The organism is Kitasatospora sp. NPDC041988 (assembly GCF_055588525.1).
Window position 1 is genome coordinate 65457 of record NZ_JBVJCO010000020.1, and the last position, 18300, is coordinate 83756.

Annotated in this window: 17 protein-coding genes; 11 read left to right on the forward strand and 6 right to left on the reverse strand. The window is 74.5% G+C overall.

The window, feature by feature from the left end; genetic code table 11:
- Window positions 1–67 precede the first annotated feature (67 nt).
- The 4 genes from ACZ6NC_RS21035 to ACZ6NC_RS21050 all read left to right on the forward strand — a co-directional run bounded on the left by ACZ6NC_RS21035 (window position 68) and on the right by ACZ6NC_RS21050 (window position 4199).
- Complete coding sequence (locus ACZ6NC_RS21035) at window positions 68–502, forward strand: PH domain-containing protein (protein WP_465734885.1); 435 nt, start codon at window positions 68–70, stop codon at window positions 500–502.
- A 237-nt stretch (window positions 503–739) separates the two neighbouring features.
- A complete protein-coding gene (locus ACZ6NC_RS21040) occupies window positions 740–2083 on the forward strand; it encodes a hemolysin family protein (RefSeq protein ID WP_465734887.1) in 1344 nt (447 codons plus the stop codon).
- Window positions 2080–3126 (forward strand): hemolysin family protein, encoded by a 1047-nt coding sequence (locus ACZ6NC_RS21045; RefSeq protein WP_465734889.1) that lies wholly within the window; start codon window positions 2080–2082, stop codon window positions 3124–3126. The genes ACZ6NC_RS21040 and ACZ6NC_RS21045 overlap by 4 nt, the downstream gene beginning before the upstream one ends.
- Before the next feature lie 89 nt (window positions 3127–3215).
- Complete coding sequence (locus tag ACZ6NC_RS21050; RefSeq protein WP_465734891.1) at window positions 3216–4199, forward strand: NAD-dependent epimerase/dehydratase family protein; 984 nt, start codon at window positions 3216–3218, stop codon at window positions 4197–4199.
- A gap of 29 nt (window positions 4200–4228) precedes the next feature.
- Here ACZ6NC_RS21050 and ACZ6NC_RS21055 read toward each other — a convergent pair whose 3' ends face one another.
- Window positions 4229–6280 carry an AAA family ATPase gene (locus ACZ6NC_RS21055; protein ID WP_465734999.1) on the reverse strand — a complete coding sequence of 684 codons (2052 nt, stop codon included), beginning with the start codon at window positions 6278–6280 and terminating at the stop codon, window positions 4229–4231.
- 454 nt (window positions 6281–6734) lie between these two features.
- Window positions 6735–7376 carry a uridine kinase family protein gene (locus tag ACZ6NC_RS21060; RefSeq protein WP_465734893.1) on the reverse strand — a complete coding sequence of 214 codons (642 nt, stop codon included), beginning with the start codon at window positions 7374–7376 and terminating at the stop codon, window positions 6735–6737.
- Window positions 7377–7585: 209 nt separating this feature from the next.
- Here ACZ6NC_RS21060 and ACZ6NC_RS21065 point away from each other — a divergent pair, with 209 nt between their 5' ends.
- The gene (locus tag ACZ6NC_RS21065; protein ID WP_465734895.1) at window positions 7586–8749 is read left to right on the forward strand and encodes an acyl-CoA dehydrogenase family protein; all 1164 of its coding nucleotides are present in this window, start codon (window positions 7586–7588) and stop codon (window positions 8747–8749) included.
- A gap of 166 nt (window positions 8750–8915) precedes the next feature.
- On the opposite strand, the gene ACZ6NC_RS21070 is transcribed toward ACZ6NC_RS21065, so the two are convergent.
- Window positions 8916–9371, reverse strand: coding sequence for a hypothetical protein (locus ACZ6NC_RS21070; RefSeq protein ID WP_465734897.1), 456 nt, complete (start codon window positions 9369–9371; stop codon window positions 8916–8918).
- Window positions 9372–9600: 229 nt separating this feature from the next.
- On the opposite strand from ACZ6NC_RS21070, the gene ACZ6NC_RS21075 reads away from it, so the two are divergent.
- The 5 genes from ACZ6NC_RS21075 to fxsA all read left to right on the forward strand — a co-directional run bounded on the left by ACZ6NC_RS21075 (window position 9601) and on the right by fxsA (window position 14610).
- Window positions 9601–10041 carry an Lrp/AsnC family transcriptional regulator gene (locus ACZ6NC_RS21075; RefSeq protein WP_030243361.1) on the forward strand — a complete coding sequence of 147 codons (441 nt, stop codon included), beginning with the start codon at window positions 9601–9603 and terminating at the stop codon, window positions 10039–10041.
- A gap of 30 nt (window positions 10042–10071) precedes the next feature.
- Window positions 10072–11712, forward strand: a complete 1641-nt coding sequence (locus tag ACZ6NC_RS21080) for an amidohydrolase (RefSeq protein WP_465734899.1) — start codon at window positions 10072–10074, stop codon at window positions 11710–11712.
- Between the two features lie 44 nt (window positions 11713–11756).
- Window positions 11757–12206, forward strand: coding sequence for a GNAT family N-acetyltransferase (locus ACZ6NC_RS21085; RefSeq protein ID WP_465734901.1), 450 nt, complete (start codon window positions 11757–11759; stop codon window positions 12204–12206).
- Window positions 12207–12332: 126 nt separating this feature from the next.
- Window positions 12333–13985 (forward strand): apolipoprotein N-acyltransferase, encoded by a 1653-nt coding sequence (gene lnt / locus ACZ6NC_RS21090; protein WP_465734903.1) that lies wholly within the window; start codon window positions 12333–12335, stop codon window positions 13983–13985.
- A 55-nt stretch (window positions 13986–14040) separates the two neighbouring features.
- The gene (gene fxsA / locus ACZ6NC_RS21095) at window positions 14041–14610 is read left to right on the forward strand and encodes an FxsA family membrane protein (protein WP_465734905.1); all 570 of its coding nucleotides are present in this window, start codon (window positions 14041–14043) and stop codon (window positions 14608–14610) included.
- Between the two features lie 189 nt (window positions 14611–14799).
- On the opposite strand, the gene ACZ6NC_RS21100 is transcribed toward fxsA, so the two are convergent.
- From ACZ6NC_RS21100 to ACZ6NC_RS21110, 3 genes are all read right to left on the reverse strand, one after another.
- Window positions 14800–15174 carry an RNA polymerase-binding protein RbpA gene (locus ACZ6NC_RS21100; protein ID WP_030396357.1) on the reverse strand — a complete coding sequence of 125 codons (375 nt, stop codon included), beginning with the start codon at window positions 15172–15174 and terminating at the stop codon, window positions 14800–14802.
- A 280-nt stretch (window positions 15175–15454) separates the two neighbouring features.
- The gene (locus ACZ6NC_RS21105; protein WP_465734907.1) at window positions 15455–17074 is read right to left on the reverse strand and encodes a hypothetical protein; all 1620 of its coding nucleotides are present in this window, start codon (window positions 17072–17074) and stop codon (window positions 15455–15457) included.
- A 132-nt stretch (window positions 17075–17206) separates the two neighbouring features.
- Window positions 17207–17401, reverse strand: a complete 195-nt coding sequence (locus ACZ6NC_RS21110) for a hypothetical protein (protein WP_148646425.1) — start codon at window positions 17399–17401, stop codon at window positions 17207–17209.
- A 462-nt stretch (window positions 17402–17863) separates the two neighbouring features.
- Here ACZ6NC_RS21110 and ACZ6NC_RS21115 point away from each other — a divergent pair, with 462 nt between their 5' ends.
- Entirely contained in the window at window positions 17864–18280 is a 417-nt protein-coding gene (locus tag ACZ6NC_RS21115; RefSeq protein WP_465734909.1) for an ankyrin repeat domain-containing protein, read from the forward strand.
- The last annotated feature ends 20 nt before the right edge of the window (window positions 18281–18300 follow it).

Sequence of the window (18300 nt, forward strand, 5' to 3'; positions counted from 1 at the left end):
CCCCCCCCCCCCATCCGCTGGACTTCCCCAGGCCGGACTCCCCCAGAACGACCCCCGGAGACCCCACGTGTCCACCCCCGCCGAGCTCCCCGTCACCTGGGCGCCGCGCCGTACCCGGGCCGTGCTGCTGCCGGTCTGCGCGCTGCTGGTCGTCCTGTTCGCCGTGATCGCGGTCGCGCTCCCGGCGAGCTGGCAGCTCAACGACCGGATCATGATGGTGCTCAGCGGGGTCTTCTTCGCCGCCGCCGGCCTGATGCTGGCCCGCCCGCGGGTGAGCGCGGACGCCGAGGGCATCACCGTGGTGAACTTCGTCCGCCGCCGCCGGCTGAGCTGGGCCGAGATCGTCCGGGTCAACTTCCGCCAGGGCGACCCGTGGGCGACGCTCGACCTTGCCGACGGCACCTCGCTCGCGGCGGTCGGCATCCAGTCCGGCGTGGGCAAGGCGCAGGCGATCGCGGACGCCCGCGCGCTGCGCGACCTCGTCGAGCACCACGGCCGCTGACCGGCCGGCCGCGAACGGCCCGGCAGGCCCCCACAGCCGTGGGCGGTCTGTCCGAACACGGATCCGACAGTCGTACGGGTATCGTCTACGCTGGTAAAAGCAGGGCAAAGCGCACCGCCGGCGGTCCTCTGGCCCTGCTCCGCAACGACCAGAGGAGTGACACCCCCCGTCCATGGACGATCCGTCCGGTAGTACCCACGCCGCCCCACTTCCCACCACCGGAAGGCAGGCGGCACTGTGATCACCGCCTGGCTGCTGCTGTTCGCGGCACTTCTGCTCATCCTCGCCAACGGCCTCTTCGTGGCCGCCGAGTTCGCCTTCGTGACCGTCGAGCGCGGGGCCGTCGAGCGTGCCGCCGAGGCCGGCGACGCGCAGTCCGGCCGGGTCGCCAGGGCCCTGCGCCACCTCTCCTTCGAGCTCTCCGGAGCCCAGCTCGGCATCACCGTCACCTCGCTGGTGGTCGGCATGCTCGCCGAGCCGGCGCTGTCCGTCCTGCTGAAGCCCGTGTTCACCGGCGTCGGCCTGTCCGACGGGGCCGCCCGCGGCGCCGCCGTCATCATCGGCATGCTGATGGCCACCGTGGTGCAGATGGTGATCGGTGAGCTCGTCCCGAAGAACTGGGCGATCTCCCGGCCGCTCCAGGTGGCCCGCGCGGTGGCCGCCCCGCACATGGCGTTCTCCCGCACCTGCCGCCCGCTGATCAGCTTCCTGAACGGCTCCGCGGACCGCACCGTCCGCGCCTTCGGGATCGAGCCGCAGGAGGAGCTGGGCCACGCCCGCACCCCGGCTGAGCTGGTCTCGCTGGCCCGGCACTCGGCGAAGGCCGGTGCGATAGACGAGGAGTCGGCCACCCTGTTCGTGCGCACGCTCGGCCTGGGCCAGCTGACGGCCGAGTCGGTGATGACCCCGCGCGTGGACGTCGCCGCCCTCCAGCGGGATGCCAGCGCCGCCGACGTGCTCAACCTCACCAGGGCCACCGGCCTCTCCCGCTTCCCGGTCTACACGGACAGCCTGGACGAGGTCACCGGCACCGTCACGCTCAAGGACGCCCTCGCCGTCCCGCCCGCCCGGCGCGGCCTGGTGCGGGTCGGCGAGCTCGCCGTGCCGCCGCTGCTGGTGCCCGAGACGCTCCCGGCCGAGCGGCTGCTCGACCAGCTGCGCCGGCTCCAGCCGATGGCCATCGTGGTGGACGAGTACGGCGGCACCGCCGGCGTGGTCACCGTCGAGGACATCGTCGAGGAGATCGTCGGCGAGGTGCAGGACGAGCACGACCCGGCCGACACCCCCGAGCTGGTCCCGCTGCCGCCGGTCGGCGGGCAGCCCGTCTGGGCCGCCGACGGCCGGGCCCGGATCGACCAGCTGGAGGCCATCGGCCTGCACGCCCCGGACGGTCCGTACGAGACGCTGGCCGGCCTGGTCTCCGACCTGCTCGGCCGGCTGCCCGCCCCGGGCGAACAGGCCGAGCTGCCCGGCTGGCGGTTCACCGTCGAGGCCGTGGACCGCCACCGCACCAGCCGGGTGCGGGTGGAACGCACCGGCGGCCACCACCAGTTCGGCGACGACGAGGACGGGACCCGATGACCGCGCTCCAACTGGCCGTCGCGCTCCTGCTGCTCCTCGGCAACGCGTTCTTCGTCGGCGCCGAGTTCGCCGTCATCTCGGTCCGGCGCAGCCAGATCGAACCGCTCGCCGAGGCCGGCAACAGGCGCGCCCGCACCGTGCTGCACGCGCTCTCCAACGTCTCCGCGATGCTCGCCGCCGCCCAGCTCGGCATCACCGTCTGCTCGCTGGGCCTCGGCGCCCTCGCCGAGCCGACCATCGCCCACCTGCTGGAGGGCCCGTTCCACGCGGTCGGGATCCCGTCCGGCCTGATGCACCCGCTGTCGTTCGGCATCGCGCTGGCCGTGGTGGTCTTCCTGCACATGGTGATGGGCGAGATGGTGCCGAAGAACATGGCGCTGGCCGGCCCCGAGAAGGCCGCGCTCTGGCTCGGCCCGCCGCTGGACCGGCTCGCCCGCTGGCTCACGCCGGTGATCCGCTTCCTGAACGCCTCCGCCAACGGCGTGCTGAAGCTGTTCAAGGTCGAGGCCAAGGACGAGGTGGAGTCGGTGTTCACCACCGAGCAGCTGATGTACCTGCTGCTCGACTCCCGGGACGCCGGCCTGCTCGACGAGGATCGCCAGGAGCGCCTGGAGGACGCCCTGGAGATGGGCCGCCGCCCGGTCACCGACGTGCTGCTCAAGCCCGAGCAGCTGGTCACCGTGGACACCAAGGTGACCGCCGCGCAGGTCGAGGAGCTGGCGCTGCGCACCGGCTTCTCGCGCTTCCCGGTCACGGACGGCGACCCGGCCGGCCACGGCTACCTCGGCTACCTGCACCTCAAGGACATCCTGGACGTCGAGGACCAGTCTGCTCCCGTCCCGGCCCGCCTCTGGCGGCCGATCACGGTGCTGCGCGGCACGCTCCTGCTGGACGACGCGCTCGGCGCGATGCGCCGGGCCACCTGCCACCTGGCCGCCGTGCTCGACGAGGACGGGCGCACGCTCGGCGTGGTGACGCTGGAGGACGTGGTGGAGGAGCTGGTCGGCGAGGTGCACGACCCGGACCACCGCTCCGCCGCCTGACCCGCCGCCGGGCGGTTCCGCTGTGGGCGATTCTGCTCTGAGCGTTCGCCTGTTCCCATGCCGGCCACCTTCTGTGCAGGGTGGTCGGCATGAGGCTTCTGGTGCTGGGTGGAACGGAGTTCGTCGGTCGCGCCGTCACGGAGGAGGCGCTGGCCCGGGGATGGGAGGTGACGGTCTTCCACCGGGGGACGCACGAGCCCCCGGAGGGCGTACGCGCCCTGCACGGGGACCGGACGGCCGAGGGCGGCCTGGCCGCGCTGGCCGAGGGGGAGTGGGACGCGGTGGTGGACACCTGGTCGGGTGCCCCCTCGGCGGTGCGCGACAGCGCCCGCCTGCTGGCCGACCGGGTCGGCCGCTACGGGTACGTGTCCAGCCGGTCGGTGTACGAGTACCCGACCCCGGCCGGGGCGGACGAGAGCGCGCCGGTGGTCGAGGGCTCGCCGGACGCCGGCGAGGTGCCGTACCCGCAGGCCAAGCGGGGCGCCGAGCTGGCCCTGCTGGACGCCCTCGGTGACCGGGCCCTGTTCGCCCGCGCCGGGCTGATCATCGGCCCGTACGAGAACATCGGCCGGCTGCCCTGGTGGCTGGGCCGGATCTCCCGCGGCGGCCCGGTGCTCGCCCCGGGCCCGCGCGACCTCGGGATCCAGTACATCGACGCCCGCGACGTCGCGGTCTGGACCCTCGACGCCCTGGCGGCCGGTCTCGGCGGCGCGTACGACCTGGTCAGCCCGCAGGGGCACGCCACCATGGGCGGGCTGCTGGAGGCCTGCGTCCGGGTCACCGGCTCGGACGCCGAGCTGCGCTGGACCGAGCCCGGCCCGATCCTGGCGGCCGGCATCGAGCCCTGGAGCGACCTGCCGGTCTGGACCCCGCCGGGCGAGCTGCACGACGCCCTGCACGGCTCCGACGTGGCCAGGGCGGTGGCCGCAGGGCTGCGCTGCCGGCCGGTGGCGGAGACGGTCGCGGACACCTGGGCCTGGCTGCAGTCCGTCGGCGGGACGGCTCCGCAGCGTCCGGACCGGCCGGTGGTCGGCCTCGACCCGGAGCGGGAGGCCAAGGTCCTGGCCGGCTGAGCGGCGGACCGGCGGCCGGGGCTGCAGCGTCAGCCCCGACCGTCGATCAGCTCGCCGTAGGCCTGCACGAGGTCCGGCAGCCGCAGCGTCGCCAGGTCCTCGCGGCCCGGCGGCTCGCGCAGCAGCGAGAGCCGGAGGTCCCGGTAGGCGCAGGACTTCTCGTACAGGGTGCGGATGAACCGGCCGTTGCCGAGGTCGTCGATCCAGCCCTCGCGCACCACATGGGTGCAGATGCTGGCCAGCTCCTCGGCGGCGTCCTCGTCCCAGCCGTCGCCGTCCCGGTCGGCGAGCGCCGCGCCGATCGCGGTCAGCTCGCCGGGGCGGTAGCTGGGGAAGTCGACCCGGGTGGTGAAGCGGGAGTTGAGCCCGGGGTTGGTGGCGAGCAGCCGGTTCATCCCCTCCGGGTAGCCGGCCAGGATCACCACCAGCCGGTCGCGGTTGTCCTCGGCCCGCTTGAGCAGCACCTGGAGCGCCTCGTCGCCGTACGCGTCGCCCTTGCTGTAGCCGGAGTTGGAGAGGCTGTACGCCTCGTCGATGAAGAGCACGCCGTCCAGCGCGGAGTCGATCAGGTCGTTCGCCTTGACGGCCGTCTGGCCGAGGAACTCGCCGACCAGGTCGGCTCTCTGGGCCTCGACCAGATGGTCGCCGGAGAGCAGGCCGAGGGCGTGGAAGACCCGGCCGAGGATGCGCGCCACGGTGGTCTTGCCGGTGCCGGAGGGGCCGGAGAAGACGAAGTGCCGTTTGGGCGGCTGGACCGGCAGGCCCTGTGCCGCCCGCAGCCGGGACATCCGCAGCTGCGCGGAGAGCGCCCGGACCTGCCGCTTGACCGGCTCCAGGCCGACCATCCGGGCGAGTTCGGCCAGGGCCTCGTCCAACTCCCGCTCGCCGCCCTCCCGTTCGGCGGGCGCGAAAGCGCTCGCGACCCGGGGGAGGGCCTCGCCCCGGCTCGGCACCGGCCCGGCGGCGGGGGCCGGGGCGACGGGCGGGACGGCCGAGCCGGAGCGCTCGCCGGCGGCCAGCGGCGGGGCCCCGGCCTCCGCGGGCTCGGCCGCCCCCTCGCCGGACGCCGGGGCCTCGGCCGGGAACGCCGTACCCGGAAACTCCCCGGCCGGGAACGCCGCACCCGGAAACTCCCCCGCCGGAAACTCCTCGGCCGGGAAGGCGTCCCCCGGGAACGCCTCGGCCTCGAACGTCCCCGGGCCGAACCCGGGAGCCCCGTACCCCGCGACGTCCGCCCCCGTCGGATCCGGGCCCGCCGTGTCCGCCTCCGCAGCGTCCAACTCGGCCGCGTCGAACGCCTCTTCGCCGAACACGGCCGACCCCGGCTCGCGGCCGGCGCCCCCGCCGACGGCGTCCAGCAGCCCGTCGACCAGCCCGTCCTCGGCCGAGATCGCCGCCAGCCGCGACGCGGTGTCCATGAACGCCGGATCGGCCCGGTGCACCGCCCGGTAGAGCGGCAGCGCGGCGGCGCTGCGCCCGGCCCCCTCATACGCCCGGGCCAGCCAGTACCGCAGCTCCTTGCGCTGCGGCTGCTCGGAGCGGCAGCGGGCGAGCGAGGCCGCCAGCGGCGCCTGGGCCTGCGCGCACATGTCCAGCCGGACCCGCGCCATCCCGGCGAAGAGCCCGGCCTCGATTCCGAGCAGCGGGTCGTCCAGCAGCCGGTCGGTGTCCCGGATCAGCTGCTCCCAGTCCTTGAGCAGGTAGGAGCGGCAGGCGTGCAGGAACCGCGCGGACGGGTCCTCGCCGGGGGCCGGGCACTGCTCCAACGCCTGGTCCAGCTCGGCGAGATGGCGCCCGTCCAGCCAGTGCGAGGCGTGCGCGAGGGCCAGGTCGCGGGCGTCCTCCAGGACCGGCTGGACCCACCAGCCCAGCCAGTACCAGGAGCTGAGCGGGCGGCGGTGGAGTCTGCGCTGCTCGCCGAAACGTTTCTGGTGGCGGTACATCGCCAGCAGCGCCCCGGAGGTGTCGCTGCGCAGGGCGTGCAGGCCGAGCCAGGCGTCGGCCATCCCCGGGTCCAGCCTGACGGCCGCGCGGAACTCCTCCTCCGCGCGGGCGTACGCGCCCGCCGTGTAGGCGTCCATGGCGCGCAGCCAGGCCCGGTCGGCGAGCCGGTTCGGAGCCGGGCCGCCCGCGTTGTTGCTGTCGGAATTGTCCACCGTCGTCACTCACGCCCCCCGCGGTGTGCCTCGGGGCTCGGCCGGCATGTCGTGTGCGGAGAGCCGGCCGGTGGTCGAAGCCCCCGGGGCGCCAATGCGCCTGCCAGGAATCGTACCGGCGTGGCGCTGATCCGGAAGGGTGCCGCGCGCAGTCAAATGCGATCGAGGGCACGGTTGTTGGGCGTTCGCACGGGTCGGACGGGTTCGAACCGGCGTCCGGGCCGGCGCTCGGGCCGGAAACGGGGCCGGCACTCGGGCGGGAGGGCGGAGACGGCACCCCCGGCTCACGGGGGAACAAGCCGGGGATGCCGCGTCCGAATGTTGCCCGCTCAACGAGTTGGGCAACTGAGGAGAACCTATGTTCTGGTGATACCGCAGGTCAAGGGCTTGTTGAAGGTTCACCGACGGTGCTCGGCAAGATCCGCCGGGTCACTCCGTCGACCGTCGTCCCGGCGTACGGGCGGCTCGGGTCGGCGGCGAAATGTGCCGATTCGGCCCGCGCCCAGCCCTCCCAGAACTCCGCCAGTGCCGGGCCGTCCCGCTCCTCGCCGCGCCGCCGGGCGTCCTCGGCCGCCAGCTCCATCCAGACCAGCCGGGCCAGCCGCGGCCGCACCGCGCGCCGCCCGGCACCGACCCCCTCCACCAGCACCACGGGCGCGAGCGGTACCCCCGCCGTCGAGGCGAACCGGCGCAGCGTCCAGTCGTACACCTCGTACGCGGCGTCCCGCCCGGCCGCCAGCGGCTCCAGCACCTGCGTGCGCAGCCGCCCGGTCCAGCCGAACGGCTCGGCGTGGGTGGCCAGGTCGTCCAGGTGGACCACCGGAGCGCCCCCGAGCGCGGCGGCCAGCCGGCCCGCGAAGGTGGTCTTGCCGGAGCCCGCGTGCCCGTCCACCGCGACCAGCCGCACCGGCCCGCAGGACGGCGCCAGCCCGCGCAGCTCGGCGGCCAGCGCGCTCAGGTCCGCGGCGGGCGCGCCGGGCGGGGCGCCGGGGCGGGTTCGGGGGGTTTCGGAAGCAGCCACATCGGCCACCCTACGGCGGCCCGTGCGCCGGTACGGACAGTGAAGCGGCGCAGGTCGTGACGGCAGCGCCGGGATCGGGCATACTCACTTCGCCACGCATGTGAACGGCCGTTCACCGCAACCCGGTGCCGGTCGGGCCGACCTGCCACACCCGCGTCGGGCCCGCCACGCCAGGGCTCGTCGCCCGAACGAGGAGGCGACCAGCCGCCATGACCCCCTCCCCTGCGAAAGCCGTGGACCGCCAGCTGCCGACCGAGGAGGCCCGTGAACTGCTGAGCCTCACCCGGGACCTGGTCCAGCGCGAGCTCCAGCCGCGCGCGGCGGAGGACGAGGCCGCCGACCGCTTCCCGCGCGACGTCTTCCGCACCCTCGGCGAGGCGGGCCTGCTCTCCCTCCCGTACGAGGAGAAGTACGGCGGCGGTGACCAGCCCTACGAGGTGTACCTCCAGGTCCTGGAGGAGCTGGCGGCCGGCTGGCTGGCCGTCGGCCTCGGCGTCAGCGTCCACACCCTGTCCTGCCACGCCCTGGCCACCTTCGGCACCGACGAGCAGCGCGCCGCCTGGCTGCCCGGCATGCTCTCCGGCGAGCAGCTCGGCGCCTACTGCCTCTCGGAGCCGCAGTCCGGCTCCGACGCCGCCGCGCTGCGCACCCGCGCCGACCTGGACGGCGGGGAGTACGTGGTCAGCGGCACCAAGGCGTGGATCACCCACGGCGGGCAGGCCGACTTCTACAGCGCCCTGGTACGCACCGGCGAGCCGGGCTCGCGCGGCATCAGCTGCCTGCTGGTACCCGGTTCGACGGCCGGCCTCTCGGCGGCCCCGCCGGAGCACAAGATGGGCATGCGCTCCTCGCCGACGGCCCAGCTGCACTTCGACGGCGCCCGGGTGGCCCGCGAGCGGCTGATCGGCGCCGAGGGCCAGGGCTTCCAGATCGCGCTCGCCGCGCTGGACTCCGGCCGCCTCGGCATCGCCGCCTGCGCGATAGGCGTCGCCCAGGCCGCGCTCGACCTCGCCGTCGACTACGCGCGCACCCGCCGCCAGTTCGGCCGGCCGATCGCCGACTTCCAGGGCCTGTCCTTCATGCTCGCCGACATGGCCACCCAGATCGAGGCCGGGCGCGCGCTCTACCTGTCCGCCGCGCGCCTGCGCGACGCGGGCCGGCCGTTCTCCAAGGAGGCGGCGATGGCGAAGCTGTTCTGCACCGACACGGTGATGCGGGTGACCACCGACGCCGTCCAGGTGCTCGGCGGCTACGGCTACACCCAGGACTTCCCGGCCGAGCGCTACATGCGCGAGGCCAAGGTGCTGCAGATCGTGGAGGGCACCAACCAGATCCAGCGGCTGGTGATCGGCCGCCACCTGACCCAGGGCTGACGGCCCTCCCGGCCGGCCCACGGGCGGGCCCCCTCGAACGGCCTCCGGGCGTCACTCCAGGGTGCGGAGTGACGCCCGGAGGCATGTCCCCGCCGGGGCCGGCCGCCGGCTGACGGGCGGTCGACCCGCCGGCGGGGCGGGCGGACTCGAGGGCGGAGGCGCGCCGTCAGCGCCGGGCGAGCCGGGTGCGCTGCTGCGGGATCACCGGAGCGACGGCCGGTACCTGCACCGGGCGGTGCGCCACCGCGTGCGAGAACGGCTGCGTGCGCCAGTCGAGTTCGGCCGGCAGCGCCAGCAGCGCCTCCAGGCCGTCGGCCTCGGCGTCCTCAGCCGACTCCACCTCGGCCAGGTCGTCCGTCGGCGCGCCCGAACCGGGGCAGACCGCGGGGGAGAAGGGGTGCCAAGCGGTCGGCAGCACCGCGTGCTGAGGCAGCCGCTCCTCGTCGCCCACCAGGGCGATCGGGCGGCGGCACTCGGGGCAGTGCACGCGGAAGATCTCCCAGGTGTCGGCCTCGCCCGGGTCCACCCCCGGCGCGGGGCCGTTCGGGACCGCGAGGCTGTCGCGGCCGGTCATATCGTGGGTGTCGTCGGCGCTCGGCGAACGCAGGTCGGTTGCACGCATGGTGATCCCCCTCGGATCGGGCCCGGCGTGGTCGCCCGGGGCCACAACCAGCATTTCCCTGCGACGCGGACTCATAACCCTGCAGCTCGGTGCACTGTGATGCACCGGGTGTGTCCTTCGCCACATTCGCCCGGCATGTGCCCGCCCGGCACTCCGCGCCACCACCCGTGCCACCGCGCGCTCCGGCCGTGGCGCAGCCCGCGCCCCCGAAGCGGTAGGTTTGCGCCTTGTGGAGGATCTCGACCAACGCATCGTTCAGCTGCTCCTCGAGGACGGCCGGATGAGCTACACGGACCTGGGCAAGGCCACCGGCCTGTCCACCTCGGCGGTGCACCAACGGGTGCGGCGCCTGGAGCAGCGCGGGGTGATCCGCGGCTACACCGCGATCATCGACCCGGACTCCGTCGACCTGGCCCTGACCGCGTTCATCTCGGTCAAGCCCTTCGACCCGAGCGCCCCGGACGACACCCCCGAGCGGCTCGCCGGGCTGCCCGAGATCGAGGCCTGCCACAGCGTCGCCGGGGACGAGAACTACATCCTCAAGGTCCGCGTCGGCGCCCCCGGTGACCTGGAGGACCTGCTGGCCCGGATCCGCAGCGCGGCCGGCGTCTCCACCCGCACCACCGTCGTCCTCTCGACCCCGTACGAGGCGCGGCCCCCGAAGCTCTGACCACGTCCGGACAGGTGCAGACTAAGCCCCATGACCGAACGCACCCCCCGGACCGTCCTGCTGCGCGGCGGCGCCGTCTACAGCCCCGCCGACCCCTTCGCCACCGCGATGCTCGTCGAGGGCGAACACGTCGCCTGGGTCGGCAGCGACGGCGCCGCCGAGGCGTACGCCGACACCGTGGACGAAATCGTCGAGCTGGACGGCGCGCTGGTCACCCCCGCCTTCGTGGACGCGCACGTGCACGCCACCTCCGCCGGGCTGGCGCTCACCGGCCTCGACCTCACCGGCAGCCCCTCGCTCGCCGCCGCCCTGGCCGCCGTCACCGCCTTCGCCGAGTCCGCCGCCGCGGCCCAGGACGAGCCCGGCGGTGTGCTCATCGGCCACGGCTGGGACGAGACGGGCTGGCCGGAAGGCCGCCCGCCGACCCTCGCCGAGCTGGACGCGGCCGCCGGGGGCGCCGCCGTCTACCTCTCCCGCACCGACGTGCACTCCGCGCTCGCCACCACCGCGCTGCGCGCCCTCGTCCCCGGCCTCGCGGAGCAGCCCGGCCACGACGCCGACGGCCCGCTCATCCGCGACGCCCACCATGCCGTCCGGCAGACCGCGCTGGCCCACCTCACCCCCGAGCAGCGCCGCCGCGCCCAGCGCGCCGCCCTCGCCCGGGCCGCCGAACTCGGCATCGGCTCGCTGCACGAGTGCGCCGGCCCGGAGATCTCCTCCGAGGCCGACCTGACCGCCCTGCTGGCCCTGGCCGCCGAGGGTGAGGGCCCCGAAGTCTTCGGCTACTGGGGCGAGTTGGGGGGCGAAGGCCGCAGCGGTGTCGAGACGGCGGCCAGGCTCGGCGCGGTGGGCGCCGGCGGCGACCTCTTCGTCGACGGCGCGATCGGCTCGCACACCGCCTGCCTGCACGCCTCCTACGCTGACGCCGACCACACCGGCACCTCCTACCTGGGCGCCGCGCAGGTCGCCGACCACGTCGCCGCCTGCACCGAGGCGGGGCTGCAGGCCGGCTTCCACGCCATCGGCGACGCCGCGATCACCGCCGTGCTGGACGGCGTCCGGGCGGCCGGGGAGCGGGTCGGCGCCGACCGGGTCCGGGCGCTGCGCCACCGGGTCGAGCACGCCGAGGCGCTGGACGACAAGTCGATCGCCGCCTTCGCCGAGCTGGGCCTCACCGCCTCCGTCCAGCCCGCCTTCGACGCCACCTGGGGCGGCCCGGACGGCATGTACGTCCAGCGCCTGGGCGCCGAGCGGGCAGCCACCCTCAACCCGTTCGCCGCGCTGCTGCGGGCCGGCGTCCCGCTCGCCTTCGGCTCGGACGCCCCGGTCACCCCGCTCGACCCGTGGGGCACCGTCCGGGCGGCGGCCTTCCACCGGACCCTGGACCACCGGATCTCGGTGCGGGCCGCCTTCACCGCGCACACCCGCGGCGGCTGGCGCGCGCTCGGCCGCGACCAGGACGGCGTCCTCGTGCCCGGTGCGGTCGCCAGCTACGCGATCTGGGCCGCCGACGAGCTCGTCGTGCAGGCTCCCGACTCCCGGGTGGCCGGCTGGTCCACCGACCCGCGCTCCGGCACCCCCGGCCTGCCCGACCTCACCCCCGGCCGCCCCCTGCCCACCTGCCTGCGCACCGTCGTCCGCGGTCGTACCGTCCACCTCGCCGCCGGGTGAAAACCGGATGAGGCGGGGGCGCCGTCGGTCCTAGGTTGATCCACATGACCGATCTCGTACCTGCCGACTTCACCGTCCCCCGCACGCTCACCGCCGAGGGGTTCCGCCTGGAGCCCCTCGGCGAGCAGCACAACGCCTCCGACCTCGCCGCCTGGTCGTCGAGCATCGACCACATCCACGCCACCCCCGGCTGGACGGGCAGCTGGCCGCCCGCCGAGGGCATGACGCCGGAGCAGAACCTCGCCGACCTGCGCCGGCACGCCGCCGACTTCGAGAAGCGCTTCGGCTTCACCTACACCGTCCTGGAGACCCCCGGGGACGCCGTCGTCGGCTGCGTCTACATCTACCCGGACCGCGAGGAGCCGTCCGTCACCAAGGTCAGCTCCTGGGTCCGCGCCGACCGCGCCGATCTGGACGCCGTGCTCCACCGGACGGTCTCCGCCTGGCTCGCCGAGGCCTGGCCGCTGCGCGAGGTCCGCTACTTCCCGCGCTGAGCCGGGCCCGAACCACCCGACCTCACGGTGAGGTGACGTTCCGGGGTACCTTCTTCGGACAGCGTCCGAACAGCCGTCCCCGTACCTCCGCGAGGCGGCACCGAGAGAGATGGTGCGCCGGTGGCCATGCCCGTCACCCAGGAGCGGTCCGGGACCGCGCCCGAGACACCCGACGAGGCTCCCGTGCCCGGGCGGCGGGCGCGGGTGCTCGCCAAGGTCCGGGCCGGGCTGCCCCGCACCGGGCTGGCCGTGCTCGCCGGACTGCTGCTCGCCCTCGCCTTCCCGCCGTTCGACCTCTGGCCGCTCTCGCTGGTGGGCGTCGCCGCGTTCTCGCTGCTCACCCGGGGCCGCACCGTCCGGCAGGCCGCCTGGACGGGCTTCGCGTTCGGCCTGCCGTTCTTCCTGCTGCTGCTGAGCTGGCTGCGGGTGGTCGGCTGGGACGCCACCGTCGGCCTCTCGGTCGTCGAGGCGCTCTTCCTGGCCCTCCTCGGTGCCGGCCTCGCGCTCACCTCCCGGCTGCCCGGCTGGCCGCTCTGGGCGGCCTGCCTCTGGGTCACCCAGGAGTGGGCCCGCGACCGGCTGCCGCTCGGCGGCTTCCCCTGGGGCCGGCTCGCCTTCGCCAACACCGCCACCCCGTTCACCCCGCTCGCCGCGCTCGGCGGCGCCCCGCTGGTGACCTTCGCCGTCGCCCTGGCGGGCGCCCTGCTCGGCTGGGCGGCGCTGCGGCTGCGCGGCCCCCGCCGGGCCCCGAAGGCGGCCGCGCTGGCCGCGCTCGGCGCGGTCGCCACCCTGTTGGCCGGCTACCTGGTGCCGGTGCCCACCGCCGCGGCCGACACCGTGAAGGTCGCCCTGATCCAGGGCAATGTGCCCAACCCCGGCATGGACTTCCTCGGCCGCCCGATGATGGTCCTCAACAACCACGCCTCCGCCACCGAGAAGCTCGCCGCCGACATCAAGGCCGGCAAGGCCGAGAAGCCGGACCTCGTGATCTGGCCGGAGAACTCCTCCGACCTCGACCCGTTCAGCGACCCGCTCGCCTACCAGCGCATCGACGAGGCCGTGCGGGCGGTCGGCGTGCCCACCCTGGTCGGCACCCTGGTGGACGGACCGGACGAGCAGCACGTCCAGAACGAGGGCATCGTCTGGGACCCGAAGACCGGCCCCGGCGCCTCCTACACCAAGCAGCACCCGGTGCCCTTCGGCGAGTACGTGCCGTTCCGCGACCAGCTCATGAAGGTGATCACCCGGCTCCAGCGGGTCGCCCGGGACTTCTACCCCGGAGACCACAACGGCGTCATGCAGCTCGGCCCGGCGAAGATCGGCGACGTCATCTGCTTCGAGGTGGCGTACGACGAGATCGTCCGCGACACCGTGGACAAGGGCGCCCGGGTGCTGGTCGTCCAGACCAACAACGCCACCTACGCGAAGACCGGCCAGCCCGAGCAGCAGCTCGCGATGTCCCGGCTGCGCGCCGTGGAGCACGGCCGGGCCGTGCTGATCGCCGCCACCAGCGGCATCAGCGCCGTGATCGCCCCCGACGGCACGGTGCAGCAGCAGACCGAGGAGCTGACCGCCGCCGAGCTGTCCGCCGTCGTCCCGCTGCGCGACGGCACCACGGTGGCCGACCGCGTGGGCGCAGTGCCGGAGTGGACACTGGCCGTCGGCGGCCTGCTGGCCTGCGGTGCGGCACTGCTGGCCGGCCGGCGGCGGGTGAACCGCCCGCTCGCCGGCGCCGGAACACCCGCCGCCGGCGAGTCGTTGGACCAGGTGGTGCCGTAGCCGGCCCGGACCTCCCGTGCGGCGCGCAGAGCACCGCTTGGAGTGGATTCGTACCGTGACCCAGCAAGATGCCCCCGCCCGTCCGGCCCCGCGCGGAAAGCTCCGGCGGGTCGTGCCGCTGCTGATCACCGCCTGGCTGGTGCTGGAGATCTGGCTGCTGGTTCAGGTGGGCTCGTGGCTGGGCGGCCTGACCGTGGTGCTGCTGCTCCTCGCAGGTGTGCTGATCGGCGGCTCGCTGATCAAGCGGGCCGGGCTGAAGGCGCTGTCGGCGGCGATCGACCAGAGCCGGGACCCGAAGTCGCAGCAGCCGCAGACCGGCACCAGCCTCACCGTGCTGGCCGGCCTGCTGCTGATCGTCCCGGGCTTCCTCTCGGACGCCCTGGCGCTCACGCTGCTGTTCCCGCCCACCCGGGCCCTCTGGCGGGCCGCCGGGCGCCGCTTCGCCGACAAGGCGCTGCGCAGCACCTCCGCCGTGGGCGCGGACCCGCTCGCGGACGCGATGCGGCTGCAGGAGCAGCTGCGGATCCACCGCCCGGACGGCAAGGTGATCCAGGGCGAGGTGGTCGAGCCCGGCGCCGGCCCGCAGGGCCCCGACACCACCTACCGCCCGCCGATCAGCGGCTGACCCCGTCCGTCCCGATCCGCCGGCCGACCCCGGCCGGCGGATCAGGACGGCGGGCGAGACGGCGAGACGGCGGGACCGCGAGACGGCAACCGAGACGAACGATCCGGACAGCGGGTCCGGACAACGCGAAAGGGACCCTGGTGGCCAGGGTCCCTTTTCGCGTGCTCCCGCCGGGTGGCGGGGGCCGGGTCAGGCGCTCTTACGGGTGTCCCGCGGGTGTACCGCGAGGTTCATCCCTCCGGAGCGGAGCACGGCCAGCCGCTCGGCCAGCACCTCCTCCAGCTCCTCGCGCGTCCGGCGCTCCATCAGCATGTCCCAATGGGTGCGCGTGGGCTTGGTCTTCTTCTCCTCCGGCTCGTCACCGTCGAGAAGTACGGCTTCCTGGCCGCAGAAGCGGCATTCCCAGGCGGACGGGATCTCCGCCTCGACCGAGAAAGGAACCTCGAATCGGTGTCCGTTCTGACATGCGTACTCGACGGTCTGGCGGGGAGCCAGATCGATACCACGGTCGGTCTCGTAGCTAGTGGCCCCGAGTCGCGTGCCGCGGAGAGCTCGCTCGCTCATGAATCGTGCCTCCCGGGCTTATGGCCCACAGGACTAGTGGTCGCTGTTCTTCGTCGTTCGGTCAACGCTCGGCTTCCGACGAAGATTCCCGTCCCGGGACATGCGTCGTCTGTCGTGCCGCCCCTGTTTGTACCCACCGGCGCCCGATTTGTCACATCTGGCCGGTGATATCACCCCAGGTGTCACCTATTTCACATCTGGTGATCGGTCGGCCTTTCCGGGACGAGCGTACCGGGACGACCCGCCGGGCCGGGCGCCGCCCCCGGGTACGGCCGCCCGATCAGGCGAGTGGACGGAAGCGGAGCGGGGTGTGCTCCTTGCCCAGATCGACGGCCGGCCGGGCCCCCGGGTCGGCCGGCGCCGCCGGGGGAGGGCCGGCCGGGCGGGGCGGCACGTCCGCCGGTGCGGCCGCCTCCGTACGGGTGTCCCGGTGCGGCAGCAGGGCGATCACCGCCTCGCGCAGCTGGGCGGGCGCCTCCTCGTCCAGCGGGTCGACGGTGGCCGGCACCTGGAGCCGGACGGGCGCGCTGTTGCCGATCCGGGCGTAGCCGCGCCCGGCGGGGGCGTGTGCGGCGGGCACGATGTCCAGCGGTGCGCCGAGCGCGGCGTGGCCCTCCTCGGGGCCGGCCGGGCCGAGCAGCACCCGGGCCCGGGTGGTGGCCCGGACGGTCGGGGTGATCCGGTCGCGCGCCTCCACGTCGTCGGCGATCACCACGGTGACCCGGGCGGCCCGGCCGTGCCGCAGCGGCAGCTCCAGCAGGTCCTGCGGGTCCGGGCGGCCCTCGGCGTGGGCCAGCTCGCTCAGCTCGGTCGGGTGGTCGAGCAGCAGCCAGAGCGGCCGGGTGACGTCCTCCGGCGGCGCCGACCCGGCGTGCCGGGCGGCGTTCAGCGCGGCCAGCCGGCGTTCGGTCTCCTGGGTGGCCCACTCCAGTGCGGCCAGCGCGCCGTGCAGGCTGGTCTCCACCGTGTGCACGCCGGGCCGGTTGACCAGGCAGGCGTGCTCGCCGGTGCCCGCGCCGTCGATGACCACCAGATCGCCGAAGGGGAGCGCCTGGAGCGCGATGGAGCGGATCAGGCTGGACGTGCCGTAGCCGGTCACGCCGAGCGCCAGCAGGTGCGGCTCCGCGGAGCGCGGTCCGGTGCGCCAGACCACGGGCGGCTGCTGGGCGATCGTCCCGCCCTGGCCGACCGGGATGGTGCGGGCGCTGCCGTCCTCGTCGGTGAAGCCCAGCACGACTTCGCCGGGCGCGGTGACGAAGCGCTGCGCCGCGATGTCGGTCGGCAGCGGGGGCAGTGCGGCGATCCGCAGCTTGTTGGACTCCTCGTCCCAGTCGAAGCGGTACTCCCGGGCCCGGCCCGCCTTGCCCTGGACGACCTGCTCGATCCGGGCCCGGGCGGCCGGCTCGGTGTCGGTGAAGTACGCCGGATAGTCCAGCTCCAGCCGGGAGAGCCGGCCCTCGCCGTCGAACTCCCAGTCGCGGAAGGCGTCCTTGTGGCCGCGCTCGTGGTGGTAGAGCGGGTTGAGGTCCTCCGGCGCGGCCAGGTACGGGGTGAGCGCCGCGTAGAGGGCGGAGAGCTTGGTGTCGGCGACGTCCGGCGCGGGCGGGGCGGACGGCGCCTTGGGGGCCCGGCCCACCCAGGCGGCGCTGGCCATCAGGGCCACCAGGGCGAAGAGCAGGCCGTGCGGCAGCAGGTAGATGCCGAGCAGCATCGCGGCGACGAGGAAGACCGTCGGCCCACGCCGATCCTTCGGGGTGGCCTGCCAGCGGCCCTTGGCCCAGCCGACGTGGTGGCGCAGGCCGCGCCCGATGACGGTGAGCGGCGCGAACATGTCGGAGGCGTGGTCGCCGGCCGTACGGGCCAGGTCACGGCCCTTGCTGAGGTGGCGGTTGAGCGGCATTCCTTGGCTCCCCGGGCGAGTGGGACGGTCGGGTTGAGGAGGGTTCGGTCCGGCGGGCGGTACGACGGGGCCCGGGGCGGTGGGATCCGCGCCCGGGCCCGGGGCCTGCCGTCAGACGGAGAGTGCCGGCGGCTAGAACTTGATGCCGCCGAGGAGGCTCGCCAGGCTCGCGCCGCCCGCGGTGATGCTGGGGGCGATCGAGGAACCGGCGATGTAGAAGCCGAGGAGGGCGCAGACGATCGCGTGGGAGACCTTTAGTCCGTCCCGGCGGAAGAAGAGAAAGGCGATGGTGCCGAACAGGACGATGCCGGAAATCGAGAGGATCACGTTCTGCTCCTCGGGGAGGGGGACAGGGACAGTGTCACGGAATGTGCCCTAATCGTGACAAAAAGTAATAGATGATGGAACGGTGCAAATGGGTGGTCTTCCCGGGCAATACCGGCCCGGGTGCCGGGTGGAGGTATGCGAACCGCCCCCGGTGGGGCAGTTCGCCGCGTCGTTCCGGCGCGGCGAGGCATTCCCGGTGCGCGGGCGGGAAGCCTCCGGGGGTGCCGGGAAGTTCGCTCGAACGGCTGCGCAACCTTCACGCCCGCGGGTCGTACGGGGAACGCCGCACCGGCCGGTCATCCGGAATCCGGACGCCGGGTGGATCACGCCCGGTCCGGCCGTTACGGTGCGACAGGCGCGACCGCCTCCGCAGGACACCTGACCGCAGACACCCGACCGCAGGACGCCCGGCCGCAGGACACCCCGCGGAAGGGCGCCAGGCCACAGCCCGAAAGGCCCGACATGACCGACGCCGCCAGCCAGCAGCCCGCCGACGCCCCCGACGCCGAGGTGATCGCGCTCGCCGGCAAGCTCTTCGACGCTGCCCGGGCCGGGGACTCCGCCACCCTCGCCGCGTACGTCGACGCCGGCGCGCCCGCCGACCTCACCAACGACCGCGGCGACACCCTGCTGATGCTCGCCGCCTACCACGGGCACGCCGCCGCCGTCACCGCCCTGCTGGAGCGCGGCGCCGACCCGAACCGGGCCAACGACCGCGGCCAGACCCCGCTGGCCGGTGCCGTCTTCAAGGGCGCCGAGGACGTGCTCGCCGTGCTGCTGGCCGGCGGCGCCGACCCCGAGGCCGGCACCCCGTCCGCCGTCGACACCGCCCGGATGTTCGGCAAGGACGAGCTGGTCGCCCGGTTCGAGGGGCGCTGACCGCAGGTCGTAGGCTTTTC